Below are 18020 nucleotides of genomic sequence, written 5' to 3' on the forward strand. Positions count from 1 at the left end.
AGCGCTTTATCAGGCGCTCTCTTCCTGTTTCTTGTCATTATCGCCATTTCCTTGAAGTTCAGGGATGGCTTTATCCTGAACAACTTTCTCGGTAATGACGCAATCTGTTATATCATCACGGGACGGAACTTCATACATCACATCCAGCATAATGCCTTCGATGATGGAGCGAAGACCGCGCGCACCAGTATTACGCTTAATCGCTTCGCGAGCAATAGCTTCCAGCGCATCCGGTTCAAACTTCAGATTAACGTTGTCGAGTTCAAGCATCTTCTGATACTGCTTCGTAAGAGCGTTCTTCGGCTCGGACAAGATCCGAACGAGCGTCTTCTCATCCAGCGGCTCCAGCGTGGAGATGACTGGCAAACGTCCTACGAATTCCGGAATCAGACCGAATTTCAGAAGGTCTTCCGGCAGTACCATTGTCAGGTACTCACCCGGTTTAAGGTCTTTTTGACCTTCACCGGAAGCGTTAAAACCGATAACCTTTTTGCCGATCCGTCGCTTGATGTACTGCTCCAGACCGTCAAACGCTCCGCCGCAAATGAACAGAATGTTGGTTGTGTCGATCTGTATGAATTCTTGATGCGGATGCTTTCGTCCTCCTTGAGGTGGAACCGAAGCTACAGTTCCCTCCAAAATCTTCAGAAGAGCCTGTTGAACACCCTCACCGGAAACGTCACGTGTAATAGACGGGTTCTCGGATTTACGGGCCACTTTATCAATCTCATCGATGTAGATAATGCCGCGTTCCGCTTTTTCCACATCAAAATCTGCAGCTTGAATGAGTTTCAGCAAAATATTCTCAACGTCTTCGCCCACATATCCGGCCTCTGTCAAGGAAGTCGCATCTGCAATAGCAAAAGGAACGTTAAGGATTTTAGCCATGGTTTGCGCAAGCAGTGTTTTACCGGAACCCGTTGGTCCAAGCAGCAAAATGTTGCTCTTTTGCAATTCAACGTCATCAATTTTGTTCTGCGTATTGATACGCTTATAGTGGTTATAAACGGCTACAGAAAGCGATTTTTTCGCCTGATCCTGTCCGATAACGTACTGATCCAGAATGTCACGGATATCCCGTGGCTTCGGAATATCTTTCAGATCCACTTCTTCCTCGTGGCCAAGTTCCTCTTCCACGATTTCGGAGCACAAGTCAATGCACTCGTCACATATATAAACGCCGGGCCCTGCAACTAACTTGCGAACCTGCTCCTGCGATTTGCCGCAGAAAGAGCATTTCAGCTGCCCTTTGTCGTCGTTAAATTTAAACATACTATACCACCTCTTAAGATTTGATCGGTGAAGACAGGACCTCGTCAATAATCCGGTAAGACTTCGCTTCCTCCGCGCTCAAGAAATAGTCGCGGTCCGTATCACGTTCGATTTTTTCAAGGGATTGACCCGTACGTTCCACATAGATACGGTTAAGCTTCTGTCTAGTCTTGATGATCCAATCTGCGTGGATTTGAATATCAGTAGCCTGGCCTTGAACACCACCGAGCGGTTGGTGAATCATTACTTCACTGTTCTCCAGCGCATAACGTTTACCCGGCGCTCCAGCAGTCAACAGCAGCGAACCCATACTTGCGGCCATACCGACGCAAATGGTGGACACATCTGGCTTGATAAGCTGCATCGTATCATATATACCCATCCCGGCTGTTACAGAACCACCAGGAGAATTAATGTACAAATGGATGTCTTTTTCCGGATCTTCCGCAGCCAAGAAAAGCAGCTGGGCAATGACAAGATTGGCGACATCGTCATCGATCGCACCGCTGAGGAAAATAATGCGATCTTTCAGTAATCGGGAATAGATATCATAAGATCTCTCGCCTCGATTGGTTTGTTCCACAACCATAGGTACCAGACTCATGCGACCAACCTCTTTTCCTTGAAAATTATACTTTTGCGTTACAAAAGTTATTCTAACATGTTCAACGCCCTATGTCATTTTTTAACCATGTTTACATTCTATGAACTTCTCAAAAATTATATCCTGCCAACTTGTCTCATTATGTATTTCCGCAAAAAACACCCATTTCATGTCATATTTAGTAATAAATTGGGTATTTTTAGGTAAAAATAAGGCACGTCATAAAATACGTGCCTTATCCAATGTAATGGCAGCTTCTGCAGCAGCCTTATTTATTATTCTTCTGTTGCTGTTTCTTCTTTTGCAGCCGGTGCACCTTCTACACTGTTTTCCAGCAAGAAGTCGATTGTTTTGCGAAGAACAAGTTCTTCACGCAGGCTGTCAAGGGAACCATTGGAAGCCAAAATGTTACGGATTTCGTCAACAGGACGCTTGTACTGTTCTGCCATGTTGCTAAGCTCTTGATTGATTTCCTCTTCGGTCGCTTCGAGCTTCTCTTCTTTCCCGATTTGCTCAAGAACCAGGTTGTTGCGAACGCGCTTCATAGCATCGTCCTTCATTTGACCTTCCAGGTCAGCTTGAGACTGGCCGGAGAAGCTGAGGAACATTTCAAGGTTCATGCCTTGCTGGCGAAGACGATTGTCAAAATCGCGCATCATGTTTTGAACTTCGGATTGAACCATCGCTTCAGGAATTTCAATTTCAGCGTTTGCTGCCGCTTTTTCGACAACTTCGTTTTCACGAACGCCTTGAGCTTCCTGCTCTTTACGGTTCAACAGTTGCTTCTTCAGGTCTTCTTTGTACTCGTCAAGAGTATCGAATTCGCTCACGTCTTTAGCAAACTCGTCATCCAGCTCAGGAAGCTGTTTACGCTTGATCTCATGTACTTTTACTTTGAAGACTGCTTTTTTGTTAGCGAGCTCTTCCGCATGATACGTTTCAGGGAATGTTACTTCAACATCTTTGAAGTCTCCAGTTCCCATTCCGATAACCTGCTCTTCAAATCCTGGAATGAACGTGTTGCTTCCAAGTTCGAGGGAATAGCGCTCAGCTTGTCCACCTTCAAAAGGAACTCCGTCAACCGAACCGTCAAAATCAATGACTGCGATGTCACCGGAAGCTGCTGTTCCCTCATCGATTACAGCGAGCTCGGCATGACGCTCTTGCAGACGCTCCAGCTCTTGGCTCAGTTCTTCATCGGAAACTTCGGCAGCAACTGCTGCTACTTCAATACCTTTGTAGTCTCCAAGCTTCACTTCAGGTTTAACTATTACTTTTGCTTTAAACTTGAATGCTTCCCCTTTGGAGAACTGCTCGATATCGATTTCCGGACGATCTACAGGGAAGATTTCCGCTTGTTCAACAGCTTCGCCATATACTTCAGGAAGCAGGATGTCGATAGCATCTTGGTAGAGGCTTTCTACCCCATAACGTGTTTCAAAGATTGAACGAGGTACCTTACCTTTACGGAAACCAGGTACATTTACTTTTTTAACTACTTTATTAAAAGCTTTGTCGAGGGCAGCCGCTACGCGGTCCGCTTCAACCTCAACGTCAAGAACGCCAAGGTTCTTCTCTATTTTTTCCCAAGTTGCTTTCATTTATGCTTTCCCCTCCAAAAAAATTCACGTGGTCGGCGCAGATAATATATCACGTACCGAATAACCATTATAGTATAAACAACATTAAATCCTTTTTCAAGGGCGAACCCTTATGGCTCCAGATCGAAAGCGTTTCCCCGCTTTATCAATCCTCTACGCCTGCCGAGACAAATTGCTTGAGAGAACGATATGCCCCCTCGTATCGGAATCGCATCGTATCGGTAATCTCATAATAAGACCGGACTTCTTCTTCAGCGCGGATGCCTTTCAAACTTTCGGAGACGATATCATGCAGAGCCGCAGCCCATATATCCAGAGTAGATTCTTCGCCATCCAGCATGGAACGGTAATCCGTTGTGCCATAAATCGCCATAACAAACTGTGTCCACAGCTCCTGGGCAAAGTAATACAGCGTTGGTTCATGGATTTCGGTCTTTTCAGCCACACGCTCCAATATTTGCAGAATGGCATTCGGAAATTCGCTATGACTCAAAGGCACATGCTCAACCTCGATCTCTACCGTTTCCGCGCCTCTCTGAAGTGTTACAAAACCGGTCATCTCTCGGCGGCGTAAAGTTTGCAGTACACGGAACTGCAGCAGCGGATGAAGAGACTGTTCCTTAAGCCATGTAGTCAGAGCCACATCGACCTCCGGCCGATCGAGATAAGCCAGTTGTTCCAGCGCTAGTACCGTTTGCTCCGTTAGAGGTCCGTTCATGACCGTGTCCAGCAATTTATCCGCATAACCAGCGTCCTGAGCAAGTTTGTCCTGAACCATGCGGCGGGCCATATCCGCCTCGTCCTCGTCACTCTCGCTATCTGCTTCCTCTTGACTGGCGGGACCGGATACAGCTTGTGGAAAAGCAGCTTCCAGCCACTCCAGCAGCGCCTGCCATTCTTCGTAATTCCGTTCGTTCTGTCCTTGGCACTGAAGCAGAAATCGGAGGAGCTCCATGGCCTCCCCGTAGCGTTCGTTTTCGAGCATGACGGTGAGTTGAATCTGGTAGTAATCCAATGTCTTCGGAAACAGGATGATATTTTTGTCTTCTTTGTCTGGGGAGTAGGAGTCCTTTATAAGGACACCTCCTTTCTTTTCCGTTTTCATATTTGTAGATTATAGCATATCCCCCGCCAAGTTAAAAAAACGGAAAAACTTAAGGAAAAATGCCGCTTCTTCATAAACGTTAGCTGTTATATAATGCGTGATTATATAGTATGTCTTAAATATATAACACGATGCGGTTATGTTTAATCGTTATTTTTTTGAATTTAACTCTTGAATTTATTTTTATCACATGGTATGATATTCCCTGCTTGAAAAATATGTCCCAGTAGCTCAGCTGGATAGAGCAACGGCCTTCTAAGCCGTCGGTCAGGGGTTCGAATCCCTTCTGGGACGTTCTAAGTAAAGCCGCCTTTAAAGGGCGGTTTTTTTGCGTATTCCAGAAGGGTGAGAACCCCTTGGGGGCGTCGGAGCATTATACTTCGTTAGCATAGCTTCGCAGTCGGCCTGGAAGGCCGTATCCCGACCTGGGACGCTTATGAGAAAACCGCTTATGGCGGTTTTTTTGTGCCTACAATTCGTTATTTTAGTATTTCTAATAATGCTCTATACTACTAAGTGCAAATATTAATACATATACCGCCATTTCATTATGTGTTAAAACCAACTTATCTGTTCTAAAGGAGGAACGGTCATGCCTTTATGGCTTACATATGCCCTGCTCTCAGCGGTAATGGCTTCACTCGTGGCCATTTTCGGAAAAATCGGGCTCCAAAACATTGACGCGAACTCCGCAACTGCGATCCGCTCGGTTATCATGGCTTTATTTTTACTCGGTGTCGTAGCGGTTCAAGGCAAGTTCGCTCAACTGGGCGAAATTTTGGTCCAGAAAAAAGCTCTCAGTTTTATCGTATTAAGCGGCGTAGCAGGTGCGTTGTCGTGGCTATTTTATTTTTTAGCATTAAAATACGGCAAAGTATCACAAGTTGGTCCTATTGATAAACTAAGTGTCGTCATTGCGGTCATCCTAGCATTTGTATTCCTCGGCGAAAAAATATCGTGGATCAACGCAGCTGGTGTAGCTATGATCGCTATTGGAGCTCTTTTGGTAGCCGTAAAATAAAATCTCCCTAGAAAAGACCGCCAAAGAGCGGTCTTTTCTGTTCATCTCACTCCTATTAATAGGTAAAAACTATAAGTTCCATAATAACTATATATTTCTATTTATAACCTCGTATATGCCACAATAAGAGCACTAATAGTCAAGGAGTGGTGTTATGAGCTCAGATCAAGTGTGGAAGCCTGAAGACTATGACCGCCAGCTGTCTTTTGTATCAACGTACGGAAGAGGATTAATTGAGCTTTTGGCCCCTCAGCAAGGAGAACGAATTCTGGATCTTGGCTGCGGTACCGGGGATTTGGCAAACGAAATCGCTGCGTCCGGGTCCTCTGTCGTTGGAATGGATTTCTCTGAAGAGATGATCAGAAGAGCCAAGGTCAAGTATCCGCATCTGACATTCGTTGTTGGTAATGGTGAGGATTTCAACACAGACACTCTCTATGATGCCGTATTCTCCAATGCAGCGCTGCACTGGATGACCAAGGCAGCAGATGCTGCCTCTTCTGTATACCGGGCACTAAACCCGGGCGGCCGCTTTGTCGCTGAATTCGGTGGAGCCGGCAATATCGGGATGATTGCGGAGGCTATACAAGAGGTGTTATCATCCCAATACGGAATCGACACGAACAGCCGCAATCCATGGTACTACCCTAGTATTGGCGAATACGCTTCATTATTAGAGAAGACAGGGTTCAGGGTCGCACTGGCTCACCATTTCGACCGTCCAACCCGGCTTCTCGGCGGTGAAAATGGCATTAAGGATTGGCTTACTCATTTTGGCGACAACTTTTTCATTGGATTTACGCCGGACGACAAGAAGAATGCTATCGAGCATATAAGTCAGCTTACGAAACATTCCCTGTGGAAAGACGATGCATTTTATGCGGACTATAAACGACTTCGAATCGTTGCATTCAAATGATAGTTGATTTTCACGGTAGATTGGTTATAATATGAAAAACTCGAATAACGCAGTTCAATGATTGGGAGAGTACTGATCGACGTCTATGTCCAAGTGAGCCGGGAGAGTGGGAACCGGTACAGGCTCGGTCACGAAGCGGACCCATGAGATGGTCTTCTGAAACAACTAGTAGGAAGACCCGGCTTACACCGTTATTGTATTGAAGTGGTTAAACCTATGGTTTAGCAACGAGAGTGGTACCGCGAGCGCTATTGTCCTCGTCTCTTATGAGATGAGGGCTTTTTTTATTTTCTAAGGGGGAACTAAAAATGTTAAGTCAATTCATCACTACAGGCATCGAACAAGCGGTGCAGCATGTTGTGTCATCAACTCCAGGAGCGGTTCTGCCAGATGTTTTACAAGTACAAGTCGAGCAGCCTGCAAATATGGACCATGGCGACTATTCCACGAATATTGCCATGCAGTTAGCCAAAACCCTTCGCAAGGCACCGCTGAACATCGCTGAGCAAATTAAAGTTCAGCTTGAACAAGACAAGTCTTTTGCAAAACTGATCCACCATATCCAAGTTGTGCCGCCGGGGTTCATAAATTTTTATATGGATTGGTCCACATGGGCTCAAACGACTTTTGAGCTTCCTCAATTACCAGCGGAAAAGGTTGTAATCGAGCATACATCCATCAACCCGAACAAATCAGCACATATTGGTCACCTGAGAAATTCTTGTATCGGAGACACACTCGTTCGGTTGATGAGAAAAATCGGATACGAAGTGGAAGTTCATAACTACATTGATGATCTCGGCAATCAGTTGGCGGATACGGTCGTCGGCATTCAGAACATTTCCTTATCCAAAGAGCATCGCCGTTTCGGAGATTATTGCTGGGATATATACTCCGCGATCAACAAGGCTTATCAAAATGACCCGGAACTGGTTCACCAAAGAACCGATGTTCTTCATGCACTTGAGGAAGGTAACCAAAACCTGTCCTGGGTCGGGTTGCTTGTAGCTGAGAGGATTGTACGTGAGCACATCGAAGAAATGAAGCAGTTCGGTATTGAATACGACCTACTTGTCTGGGAAAGCAATATCGTCAGAGAGGGATTTTGGGTATCTGCATTTGAGCTGCTGAAGCAGACCTCCTTGTTCCATCAGGAGACAGAAGGTAAACTCGCCGGCTGCTGGGTATTAAAGCAATCGCAGGAGTCCGGGGATGACAGTGATACAGAGCACAGTATAGATAAGGTACTGGTTCGTTCTAACGGCATATTAACCTATACGGCAAAAGATATAGCATATCATTTATGGAAATACGGCTTGCTCCAAAATGACTTTATGTACAAAAAGTTTGCAGGCGAAGTATGGACGACCAGCTCTCACGGTGAGCATCAACAGTTCGGTAAAGCCGATATGGTTATCAACGTCATTGATTACAGACAGCAATATCCACAGGCGATGGTCAAGCAGGCGCTTGAAGGACTAGGGTTCACCACGGAAGCAGAGAAACTGCGTCATGTTAGCTATGGCGTTGTATCCTTAAGCCCGTCTGCTGCAGCGGATCTTGGCATTGACACCTCTGACGGTAAAGCCTCTTACGCTATGTCCGGCCGTCAAGGCATCGGCATTAAAATAACAGAACTGATCGACCTGATGGAAAACGTCATCGAAGAATCTCGTTCGGACAAGAACGGCTTGTCCAGCCGGGATATCGCCACGGCTTCCATCCGCTACTACCTGCTGCGTTTTGCTCTGCAAACCGAGGTCGTATTTGATCTAAAACAAGCTACCGAAATTTCCGGAAATACAGGCGTTTATCTGCTCTATTCCTATGCTCGCGCCCTAAGTGTACTGAACAAGGCCCATGACAAAGGTGTGATGCCATTCGTACCGGAGCAGTTCCCTGTTCTTGAAAAAGCAGAGCATGCTCTGCTCAGACATATCAGCACATGGCATGATTCACTCTATGCGGCGGGTAAAGAACTCACGCCAAGCTCTCTATGCAATTACGCATATGAGCTGGCCTCGCTATTCAACAACTTCTACGGGGCATGCCCGATCCTCAAGACGGATGGTGACGTGCTGAAGTTCCGCGTATGGCTAACCTCTATTTTCAAAGAAACGCTTGGTGAAGCATTAGAGGTTCTTGGACTGCCGACGCCGAGCCGGATGTAACATCATTTAAAAGCCCCCGTTCCTTGTCTATACAAGAAGATGGGGGCTTCTACTATTCTGATTATTGCAAACCTCGAACTGTCAGTTTAACGTTGTAGCCTTGCTCGTTTTTGCCGACTTCCGCAATCGTCCAGTTGACAGCCATAGTCTGTTTCAATCGCTCCAGCTGTTCTTCCTGCAGAGGAAGACCTTCAATAATTCCTTCACCAACTGAGAAATCGGATTCCGAACTTAAATGGAAAGCTTCTTCAAGCCATATTTTCAATCCGTTTCTCGTGTTGAACGTAATCCGGTATCCTTCTGTCTCGGCCTTCTCCAAATCTTCCCCATGCTGCTCGGCATAGCTAAACAGCTCCGTATAATCGAAATGGCCGTTTTGTGCGACATGAAATGCTTCGACCTGACCTGAACGGATAGCCTGCAAGAGTTCTTCCGCTTGCAGTCCGCATTTTCTCGCATGCTCCAAAAGAATAGCAGTGTGCTGCGAAATTTTCGTCTCTGACATCTTTGCTCTCTCCTTTTATGTATGATATTTATAAATTCACCAGTACGGTACCAAAAGGATGTCAGTTTACGCACCATCCTTTCTTGCTGGACACTATTTCAGTATAAGACTTTTTGTTCAAATTTGCAGTAAGTGGGGTTCTCACCTTCTGGAGTACGTGAAAAAACCGCCATAAAGGCGGTTTTACTTTGGACGTCCCAGAAGGGATTCGAACCCCTGACCGACGGCTTAGAAGGCCGTTGCTCTATCCAGCTGAGCTACTGGGACATATGTATGTAAGATAAGACTTAAAACAGTAACGAAATTTATTATATCGCATCTTCGCCAATTTTCAAACAATTATTTGTGAGAACAATGTGACTTGTGAATCAGCTCGCCGCTGGCAGGGTAATATGAATAACAAATGACAAGATCGAAAGGGGACTCTCTATGCGGCAATTACTTTCATCATTATCGTACTTTAGCATCTTTTTCGCACCATTTATATTGCCGATCATTGTATGGATCGTCGCTAAAGATGCCTATGTAGAAAAACATGCCAAACGCGCCCTACTCTCTCACCTCTTTCCGGTCATTGCAGCTATCGTGCTAATGATTATGGCCATAAATGCAGGTTCATACGGTGCGGTAATTGGATATGTGTTTCTGTTCGGGGTTATCTACTTCGGTGCTTTTGTATACAATGTGGTCCAAGGAATAAAGGTACTGCGGGAATACGCATAAATAGCAGCCAGCATTTTGTTATGCTCAGGCTTAATATTTGAAATCATAGAAAGGACCAGGCATAAAGCCTGGTCCTTCATCTTTTTTATTTTGTCGTAATCAGCACCATCTGCTCATTTTTATCCCACTTGACCTCACAGCCGAGCGCTGCCGCTACAAAGCGCAGCGGAACCATCGTTGTCCCCTTCACCGAACGTGGTGCGATATCAAGAGCTACCCCTTTACCGTTCACCGACGCCTGTTTTGAACCCATCTTCAACTTTATTTTAGTCGATCCCTTGGTGGAATTAACTGTCTGTGATTTCTGATCCCACTTGACGGAAGCCTGAAGCGACTCGAAAATCGGACGCATTGGAACGAGAACACTGCCGTTCACCATAATTGGCGCTTGGGCATAAGATTGCAGCTGGCCGTTTATTTTAATGCGAATCGGTTCTGCACCAATCTCTCGTCCCGCTTCATCATAATACTTCAGCTTCACACTGCTTACGCGGCTGTCGTAATCGATCCGCAGCGTTGTTGTTTCATGATCGAGCATGTACATCGAATCGGTTTCCGATCCGAGAGAACGTCCTTTAGCATCATAAGCGGTAGATTTAACGGTAATCCGCTGTGCCTTCGTTCCGTTCTCCACTCCGATTGTCACAACCAGCTTATTGTTGATCCGTGTTCTTCCCTCGGCAATAATCTTAGGTGTCTGGCTGCTGCCGGTCAAAAACACTTTAACTCCGCTGATAGCTTTACCTGCCTCGAGTTCTGCTTCAAAGTTAGCGATTTCCTTGTCTGTCAGGTAACCGGTCGTAGTATTAACTTCAACTACTTTTCCGTTTGAGTTACTACCTACAATAATGACCCCAACACGGCCGCCTTCATTTCGGTTTTGAATAGATCCGGTAATGATGAGCTTGCCGTTCTCCAAACGGCTTCCTGTCTGAAGAAGCTTTACAGCGTCCTCTGTTGAATCAATAACCGAAACCTTCACACTTTTAATCAGATTTACAGCTTTCAGTTTTATTCCATATGTAGTGACCTCACCACTAGTCATGTAGCTGTATGCCGACTTTACTTCAACCGCCTTGCCGGATGCATCATAACCGACTGCCATCATCCCTACACGGCGTCCCTCATTTGCATTTTGTACAGCACCCGAAACCTCAATGCTTCCATTTTCCGTACGTGTCCCGGATTCGAGCAGCACCGCTTGGCTGCCTGCCTGTCCTGCCGGAAGTACTTTTACATCTTTAATCTTGCTTCCGCTTTTGAGGGCAACTTCGAAAGTTTCGATTTCATTGCTCATAAGATAGGCTGAATCCCCTACGACCTCAATTGCTTTGCCGCTCTCGTCGTATCCGACCACTACAAAGCCCGCCTCTGTGCCCGATCCGCCGTTGCGAACATCAAAGCTGACCTGCATCTTGCCGTTGACCAGCTCATGAGATGATTCTACTACTGTAACACTGGAAGCCTCATCAGCTAAAGCAGTTGGCTGCATCTGTCCGAATGTCAATACCGCCGCCAACATGCCGGCTCCGATTGTTTGGATCCATCGCTTGTTCAATTTTATCTCTCCCTATGAGTAGTGTTAAAAATTGTATTGCACTAAAGCAACATTATAGGGATAGTAAGCTGTCAAGCATATAGAAGTAAAGCCCTATTTCCAAGCTCTTCATAAAAAAGTACAACTCTGGTACGCTATCCCCAATACTGACTGTAATCGGTCATAAAAAAAGTCTGAATTCTCACTTCTATTTTGCGAAAAAATGAAAAAGCCAGGGTCAAATGTGACAGAAATCAACGTGAAAAAGAGACCATGCCCCTTTCTGGGCGTGGTCTCTTGATATTCTTGGGGGGTATTCTGCTTAAGGTCCCTCTCCCGTCTGCTCCATTATGGCGTAAACCCGCCATTAAATCGTTCATTTAACTGCTGATTCAATGTGCCATAGGATAAAAGTTGCTGTCTGAACTCTTCCCGTTCCTCTTCAGCCGAACCCACTGTGCTGTTCTCAAACGCGGCGTCCGTTGCATCCTCATAAGCGGTGTGCATGCTGTTGTCAAACCAGTCATGCTCCAGAGAGGCATCACTGCGAACCACTTTCATTAGTTCGTAACCTCCCATCGGTGCCGTCGGGGCCAAGTAAGCCAGAACTACAGTATCCGCTCCTGAAGCAGGGTGAACTTCCACTTCAGCACAAGGTGTACCGCTTACGTCCGTCATACGCCGGATCTTTGCGTCTTTAATAGAGTACATATTCATTTCTCCTTTTAGTTGTCAGTAAGATGAGAAAGCAACCGAAACTGTTCCATCTGGTTGCGGGTATCAGGCGTTCCCAGACGGTAGATAGACATATACACACGGTCCAGCGAATTCTGGAACAACGCATTTGTACTCTGCTCAGGTGTATCCGGCCATGGAAATACATATCCCGGGAAGGCTTCCTCTTCCTTTTCCTGCATTAAACCCAGCTCCATCCGCACTTGCTCAGCTTCCTCCGGGGTGGCCTCAATCTCCCATTCGTAAGAGCTCTGCCCTTGCTCTGTTAAAACCGAGCGGCTCTGAACGGAAACATAATACGTCGACTTGTCCATGACGCTCTCACTCCTTCGCTTTGGATTCGTCCTCCCTCATAGTTTTCGTTAAAGGACAGACATTTTATGCCCTGCTTCGGCATATATCTGTATCACTTTGGCGATTTAGATCAAAAAAAGAAGGACAGCGTATGACAAAGACAAAGAGAGGATGAACCGTCATGTGCGGAATAACCGGATTTATTCAATGGAGTGGCGACTTAACGCAGGATTCGGAGCTTCTAGTTAGAATGACAGATAGCATTGCCCACCGCGGACCTGACGGATCAGGCACCTGGATTTCCAACCCATGCGCATTCGGTCACCGACGGCTCAGTGTTATCGATCCGGAGAATGGTGCCCAACCTATGATCATTCACCAGGAGGAAGAAGTATACGCCATTGTATATAATGGAGAGTTATATAATGCGGCGGAATTGAAAGACGAACTTATCCGAAGAGGACACCGGTTCAACACGAAATGTGACACGGAGGTACTGCTCGTCTCCTACATCGAATGGGGCCCGGACTGCCTGGATCGGCTGAACGGAATATTTGCGTTTGCGATTTGGGATAGTGTTAGAGAGCAAGTGTTTTTAGCCAGGGACCGGGTCGGGGTTAAGCCGCTGTTTTACAGCTATATTGACGGGACACTCATATTTGGGTCTGAGCCGAAGGCATTGCTTCAGCATCCAAAGGTAGAGCCTGTTGTCGGTCCTGATGGCTTAGCTGAGGTGTTTATTGTCGGTCCCGCAAGGACACCTGGACATGGCGTTTACCGAAATGTATCGGAACTGAAGCCTGGTCAGGCGATGGTATTTAATCAGGGAGGTCTACGGACCTACACGTATTGGAAGCTTACAAGCAGACCCCATGAGGATAATGTGGAGCAAACCGCAGCCCATCTCCGTGATCTGCTCTACGATACCGTAGAGAGACAGCTGATATCCGATGTTCCGGTCTGCTCACTTCTGTCAGGGGGACTTGATTCCAGCGCCCTTTCCGCCATCGCTGTAGAATACTATAAACAGACGGGCCAAGGTCAAATTCATACGTATTCCGTAGACTATGTAGATAACGACAGACATTTTCAATCTCATTCGTTTCAGCCAGGGGTTGACGCTCCCTGGATCAAGCGGATGCATGAAGAGCTTGAAACGAAGCATCACTGGATTGAATTCGATACCCCTGAGCTGGTTGAAGCTCTTGATGTGTCCACCCAAAAAAGAGATCTTCCGGGTATGGCCGATGTCGACGCTTCCTTACTCCTGTTTTGCCGGGAGATTAAAAAAGGAGCGACTGTGGCTATCTCCGGTGAAGCCGCGGATGAAATATTCGGCGGATATCCTTGGTTTCACAGAGAAGAAATGTTGAATGCCGGAACATTCCCCTGGTCTGTCGCTCCGGATATGCGTGCAGGGCTGCTCTCCCCTGAAATCCGGGAATGGATTCGTCCCCTTGAGTACTTGAGTGACCGGTACAGCGATGCCGTGGCAGAGGTTCCGACTCTGGCGGAAGAAAGCGGCCAGGAGTCAAAAATGCGCATTATGTCTTACTTGAATATCACCCGCTTCATGCCAACGCTGCTTGACCGGAAAGACCGCATGAGCATGGGCGTCGGATTGGAAGTACGCGTACCCTACACGGATCACCGTCTGATTGACTATGTATGGAATGTCCCTTGGAGCATCAAAACAACAGGCAACCGGGAAAAAGGCATACTTAGAAAAGCGCTGGAAGGCGTACTTCCTGAAGATGTGCTATACCGCAAAAAAAGCCCCTATCCAAAAACGCATAATCCCAACTATCTGACAGCTGTCAAACAGCAGGTTCTTTCCATCTTGGATGAGCCTTCATCTCCAATCCTGCCGCTCGTAGACATTGCAAAAATCAGGGAGCTCGCCTCCTCTCCTGATGCATCCTCCAACCTGCCTTGGTTCGGTCAGCTGATGTCGGGGCCCCAGTTGTTTGCATATCTGGCCCAAGTGAATTATTGGCTGAAGGAGTACAATGTGGCCATTCGGTAAGGTTGATAGGCATGTGCTGTTGAATCATCGCAAGGCTAACTCCAACTATAAGTTCCAATAAATATTACAATTTTGCAAATGTCACACTTGAATTGAAAAAAGGATATTTCCCACCATTTCTGAATGGTTGGGAAATATCCTCTATGTACAGCAAGCGGTAATTCTGAACCACCGCTTACATTCAATATCGCTTCTATTGCAGTTTTGCCACTAGCTGACGCAGTGCGTCACCCCGATGGCTAATCGACTGTTTCTCTTCCAAAGTTAAATCGGCCATAGTTTTCTCGAAGTGAGGAACATAAAATAACGGATCGTAGCCGAAGCCTTTATTTCCTGATGGCTCTGAAGTAATCCATCCATCAACCGTTCCTCTCGTCTCAACAAACTGCCCCGTCACCGGATCATACAGCACCAGAACGCAGACAAACTGCGCGGAACTGAGTAGCGGCTGTTCCGTATCTTCACCAAGGCGTATCCCTTCAAGCTCAGCCAGGAGCTTGCGGTTGTTATCTTCATCCGCTCCATGCTCACCGGCATACCGGGCAGAATATACACCGGGTTCTCCATTTAGCGCCTCCACGCACAGGCCTGAATCATCTGCCAGGACAGGCATGCCTAGTACGTCTCCAACTTCTTTGGCTTTTTTCATCGCATTCTCGGCAAAAGTCTTTCCGTCTTCCACCACATCCGGAAGTTCAGGATAATCAAAAATGCTGACCACTTCTTTACCGAATGGTGCAAATGCATGAGAGAATTCCTTAATCTTGCCTTTATTTCGTGTTGCAACGATGATGACATTTCCCTGAAGCTTCATAGATTACACTCCGCTTCTGGTGCTGACTGTGCCAATCTTAGCAGCTATAGGTCCAAGAACCTCCTGCTGGCGGGCAATCAGTTCACGGATTCCTTTTTCACCAAGTTCCAGAATCTGATCGAGTTCTTCACGTGAAAACGGGCTATCCTCCCCGGTTCCCTGTACCTCGACAAATTTGCCGCTGCCGGTCATCACGAGATTCATGTCCACTTTAGCCTTCGAATCTTCTTCGTAATTCAAGTCAAGAAGTGCCTGCCCCCCGGCTACACCGACACTGACGGATGCCAAATAATCGGTGATCGGGAACACAGCCAGCTTATGCTGCTCTGCTATTTTATTTACCGCAATCGCCATTGCCACGAATGCACCGGTAATGGAAGTAGTCCGGGTACCGCCGTCCGCTTGAATAACATCACAATCCAGCGTAATCGTACGTTCACCCAGCGCATGCAGATTCACAACGGACCTGAGCGCTCTACCGATCAGCCGTTGAATTTCCATCGTCCGGCCACTGAGTTTACCCCGGTTCGCTTCCCGCTGATTACGGGACTGCGTTGCCCGCGGCAACATGGAATATTCCGCTGTCACCCAGCCCTTTCCTTGTCCTTTCAGAAATGGGGGAACCTTCTCGTCCACGGTAGCTGTAATCAGCACCTTGGTCTCCCCCATTTCGATGTACACGGAGCCTTCCGCATATTTATTCACATGGGTCGATAAATTCATCGGTCTGAGCTCGTCGCTCTTGCGTCCGTTAGATCTCATGTTTTCTGCCTCCTACTTCTTATCGCAATCCTGATTAGCATCCCCTATTCTACCAAAGTGCTGGCATAAAAGCACCCTTTGGGTAAGCCTATCCTTTATATAGGAATTTCATTAATATGCTCTGGCCGGCTAACGGGTTCATTATAATTACGCCCATCATCACCCTTTACTTCCGTCAGGTCGTTCATCTGGATCTTCACTTTGACGTTATTCGAATTCTCTGCGACCGTCAATACGACCGCCTGAAGCATTTCAGACGGAATCTCGTCCCCTTGTTCAAACATGCTTTCATTCAAGGAAACGGTAAGCGAACCATCCTCGTTTTTATCTACCGCTGCGACGGACGTCTCACTGGTCATCACATGCTCCAGACCATCTCCATGCTGCGGACCTCGGATCAGCTCATTCAGTGCTGCTGTTACCGAATCCTGCCCGGATGCAACTAGGCGGGTCACCGGAACATAGTACTGTATCCCTGCTGGAGATAAGCCTGAAAAATAAACAGTTACCGGTGAAGATTGAGAGTACTGCGTATCATCTGCTTTTTGCAGATTGATTCCCATGGTCCTCGCCAGCGGACGATCCAGAGGGGTACGGTTAACAGGCATTTCATTCAGTTTGGCGCCTTCCATCCATAGCTGTACTTTATCAATTCCCTCATGACCCGTAAGAGTCCAGGTAAGAGCCTCTAAAATTTTGCGTTCATCCTGAGCTTTATACTCGCCAAAGGATTGATTAAATTCGACGACAGCCATTTTGTTTTCCTTATCGACCGTCACATTGACCTGTGTTCCCGCTGGAAGCACACCGCGGAAGCCTACGGGAATATAACCAGCATAGGCTCCGCCGTCAACCATTACTTCCAATGCACCAACAATAGGGTCTTTCCCTTCTTCTTTGGGAATCCCCAAGGTGACCGGAGCCAGCATGCCTTTCTGATCCGACAGATACACTGTTGTCTGCAACCCGATCTGGCCTTGCACCGACTTGCCTGAAACGGCGTTCAACATCTGGGACTCCACTTGCGCAGGCGGCGGATCAATAGCCTCCGATTCTTTCCCTCCGAATGGACCGCAGCCGGACATAATAATCGGAACAGCGAGAAGTCCGGCGGCTGATATCCCGCGAATATTGCGTTTACGTGTCATGTATTGTTCCTCCCTACATTTTGTACAGGTTGTACTCTTATGTATACGAGCCCTTTTTCAAAACATGCCCCTTCGTTTCCGGTTTCTGGACAAAGTGGCAAAGAAAAAAGTACAATCAGATATATAGAACCATAACAACCACTACAATAACGGGGTGAGATCATGGCCGACGCAAAAATACCTTATAGCCTGAACAGCAAGAAGGTCGCAGAAGCGACAACCAATCTGCTCCACGAACGAGGAGTTACCATGCAAGAAATCGCAGAGCTGGTAATGGTCCTCCAAAAGAAATACTACCCGAACCTGACCATGGAAGAATGTGTTGAGAATGTAGAAGCGGTGCTCAGCAAACGGGAGGTACAAAACGCCGTGCTGACAGGCATCCAATTAGATATGTTGGCGGAAGAAGGAAAGCTCCTCTCTCCGCTTCAGGATATGTTAGCCAATGACGAAGGACTTTATGGTGTAGATGAAATTCTGGCCTTTTCCATCGTCAATGTATATGGCAGCATCGGATTTACAAACTACGGTTATATTGACAAGTTGAAGCCCGGAGTATTGGAGCGGTTGAATGACAAAGCCGACGGAAATATCCACACCTTCCTTGACGATATTGTTGGAGCTGTCGCAGCTGCGGCCAGCAGTCGAATCGCACACCGTAAACAAGAGGAACGCGAGCTTGAAACGACCGGAACAACCGAAGAGGACAATAATTTATAATGAAAAACCGGGTACCGTCCATTAGGATCGGTACCCGGTTCTTTTCGCTACCTCTACCAGCCC

17 protein-coding genes, 2 tRNA genes and 1 other annotated feature are annotated in these 18020 nt (G+C 46.9%); of the genes, 7 read left to right on the forward strand and 12 right to left on the reverse strand.

Annotation, left to right across the window (positions count from 1 at the left end; all coding sequences use genetic code 11):
- Positions 1 to 9: 9 nt before the first annotated feature.
- The 4 genes from clpX to B9N86_RS22350 form a co-directional block, all read right to left on the reverse strand.
- Entirely contained in the window at positions 10 to 1272 is a 1263-nt protein-coding gene (gene clpX / locus B9N86_RS22335; RefSeq protein WP_208915326.1) for an ATP-dependent protease ATP-binding subunit ClpX, read from the reverse strand.
- Between the two features lie 13 nt (positions 1273 to 1285).
- Positions 1286 to 1876 (reverse strand): ATP-dependent Clp endopeptidase proteolytic subunit ClpP, encoded by a 591-nt coding sequence (gene clpP, locus B9N86_RS22340; protein ID WP_208915327.1) that lies wholly within the window; start codon positions 1874 to 1876, stop codon positions 1286 to 1288.
- Positions 1877 to 2151: 275 nt separating this feature from the next.
- Positions 2152 to 3477 carry a trigger factor gene (tig, locus tag B9N86_RS22345; protein ID WP_208915328.1) on the reverse strand — a complete coding sequence of 442 codons (1326 nt, stop codon included), beginning with the start codon at positions 3475 to 3477 and terminating at the stop codon, positions 2152 to 2154.
- A 145-nt stretch (positions 3478 to 3622) separates the two neighbouring features.
- Positions 3623 to 4582: a hypothetical protein gene (locus tag B9N86_RS22350; protein WP_425298552.1), complete on the reverse strand. Its 960-nt coding sequence runs from the start codon at positions 4580 to 4582 to the stop codon at positions 3623 to 3625.
- A 220-nt stretch (positions 4583 to 4802) separates the two neighbouring features.
- Here B9N86_RS22350 and B9N86_RS22355 point away from each other — a divergent pair.
- The 4 genes from B9N86_RS22355 to B9N86_RS22370 all read left to right on the forward strand — a co-directional run bounded on the left by B9N86_RS22355 (position 4803) and on the right by B9N86_RS22370 (position 8693).
- Positions 4803 to 4876, forward strand: a tRNA-Arg gene (locus B9N86_RS22355).
- A 298-nt stretch (positions 4877 to 5174) separates the two neighbouring features.
- Entirely contained in the window at positions 5175 to 5603 is a 429-nt protein-coding gene (locus B9N86_RS22360; RefSeq protein ID WP_208915329.1) for an EamA family transporter, read from the forward strand.
- Positions 5604 to 5757: 154 nt separating this feature from the next.
- Positions 5758 to 6522: a class I SAM-dependent methyltransferase gene (locus tag B9N86_RS22365; protein WP_208915330.1), complete on the forward strand. Its 765-nt coding sequence runs from the start codon at positions 5758 to 5760 to the stop codon at positions 6520 to 6522.
- Between the two features lie 48 nt (positions 6523 to 6570).
- Positions 6571 to 6790: a binding site (T-box leader), on the forward strand.
- 40 nt (positions 6791 to 6830) lie between these two features.
- The gene (locus B9N86_RS22370) at positions 6831 to 8693 is read left to right on the forward strand and encodes an arginine--tRNA ligase (protein WP_208915331.1); all 1863 of its coding nucleotides are present in this window, start codon (positions 6831 to 6833) and stop codon (positions 8691 to 8693) included.
- A gap of 61 nt (positions 8694 to 8754) precedes the next feature.
- On the opposite strand, the gene B9N86_RS22375 is transcribed toward B9N86_RS22370, so the two are convergent.
- Both B9N86_RS22375 and B9N86_RS22380 read right to left on the reverse strand, forming a co-directional pair.
- A complete protein-coding gene (locus B9N86_RS22375; protein ID WP_208915332.1) occupies positions 8755 to 9198 on the reverse strand; it encodes a hypothetical protein in 444 nt (147 codons plus the stop codon).
- A 193-nt stretch (positions 9199 to 9391) separates the two neighbouring features.
- Positions 9392 to 9465 (reverse strand) — tRNA-Arg (locus tag B9N86_RS22380).
- Between the two features lie 162 nt (positions 9466 to 9627).
- Between B9N86_RS22380 and B9N86_RS22385 the strand changes: the two genes are divergently transcribed.
- Complete coding sequence (locus B9N86_RS22385; RefSeq protein WP_208915333.1) at positions 9628 to 9921, forward strand: magnetosome magnetite crystal formation protein family; 294 nt, start codon at positions 9628 to 9630, stop codon at positions 9919 to 9921.
- Positions 9922 to 10006: 85 nt separating this feature from the next.
- Here the strand turns inward: B9N86_RS22385 and B9N86_RS22390 are convergent, their stop codons facing one another.
- From B9N86_RS22390 to B9N86_RS22400, 3 genes are all read right to left on the reverse strand, one after another.
- The gene (locus B9N86_RS22390; protein ID WP_244562799.1) at positions 10007 to 11479 is read right to left on the reverse strand and encodes a copper amine oxidase N-terminal domain-containing protein; all 1473 of its coding nucleotides are present in this window, start codon (positions 11477 to 11479) and stop codon (positions 10007 to 10009) included.
- Between the two features lie 327 nt (positions 11480 to 11806).
- Positions 11807 to 12169, reverse strand: coding sequence for a hypothetical protein (locus B9N86_RS22395; protein ID WP_208915334.1), 363 nt, complete (start codon positions 12167 to 12169; stop codon positions 11807 to 11809).
- 14 nt (positions 12170 to 12183) lie between these two features.
- A complete protein-coding gene (locus B9N86_RS22400; RefSeq protein ID WP_208915335.1) occupies positions 12184 to 12507 on the reverse strand; it encodes a hypothetical protein in 324 nt (107 codons plus the stop codon).
- A 161-nt stretch (positions 12508 to 12668) separates the two neighbouring features.
- On the opposite strand from B9N86_RS22400, the gene asnB reads away from it, so the two are divergent.
- Complete coding sequence (asnB, locus tag B9N86_RS22405) at positions 12669 to 14513, forward strand: asparagine synthase (glutamine-hydrolyzing) (RefSeq protein WP_208915336.1); 1845 nt, start codon at positions 12669 to 12671, stop codon at positions 14511 to 14513.
- Between the two features lie 193 nt (positions 14514 to 14706).
- Here asnB and B9N86_RS22410 read toward each other — a convergent pair whose 3' ends face one another.
- The 3 genes from B9N86_RS22410 to B9N86_RS22420 form a co-directional block, all read right to left on the reverse strand.
- The gene (locus B9N86_RS22410) at positions 14707 to 15327 is read right to left on the reverse strand and encodes an XTP/dITP diphosphatase (protein WP_208915337.1); all 621 of its coding nucleotides are present in this window, start codon (positions 15325 to 15327) and stop codon (positions 14707 to 14709) included.
- Between the two features lie 3 nt (positions 15328 to 15330).
- Positions 15331 to 16089 (reverse strand): ribonuclease PH, encoded by a 759-nt coding sequence (gene rph, locus B9N86_RS22415; RefSeq protein WP_208915338.1) that lies wholly within the window; start codon positions 16087 to 16089, stop codon positions 15331 to 15333.
- A 95-nt stretch (positions 16090 to 16184) separates the two neighbouring features.
- Positions 16185 to 17237, reverse strand: coding sequence for a GerMN domain-containing protein (locus tag B9N86_RS22420; RefSeq protein ID WP_208915339.1), 1053 nt, complete (start codon positions 17235 to 17237; stop codon positions 16185 to 16187).
- 162 nt (positions 17238 to 17399) lie between these two features.
- Here B9N86_RS22420 and B9N86_RS22425 point away from each other — a divergent pair, with 162 nt between their 5' ends.
- Positions 17400 to 17957 (forward strand): phosphatidylglycerophosphatase A family protein, encoded by a 558-nt coding sequence (locus B9N86_RS22425; RefSeq protein WP_208915340.1) that lies wholly within the window; start codon positions 17400 to 17402, stop codon positions 17955 to 17957.
- The last annotated feature ends 63 nt before the right edge of the window (positions 17958 to 18020 follow it).

The organism is Paenibacillus uliginis N3/975 (genome assembly GCF_900177425.1).
Lineage (GTDB): Bacteria > Bacillota > Bacilli > Paenibacillales > Paenibacillaceae > Paenibacillus_AQ > Paenibacillus_AQ uliginis.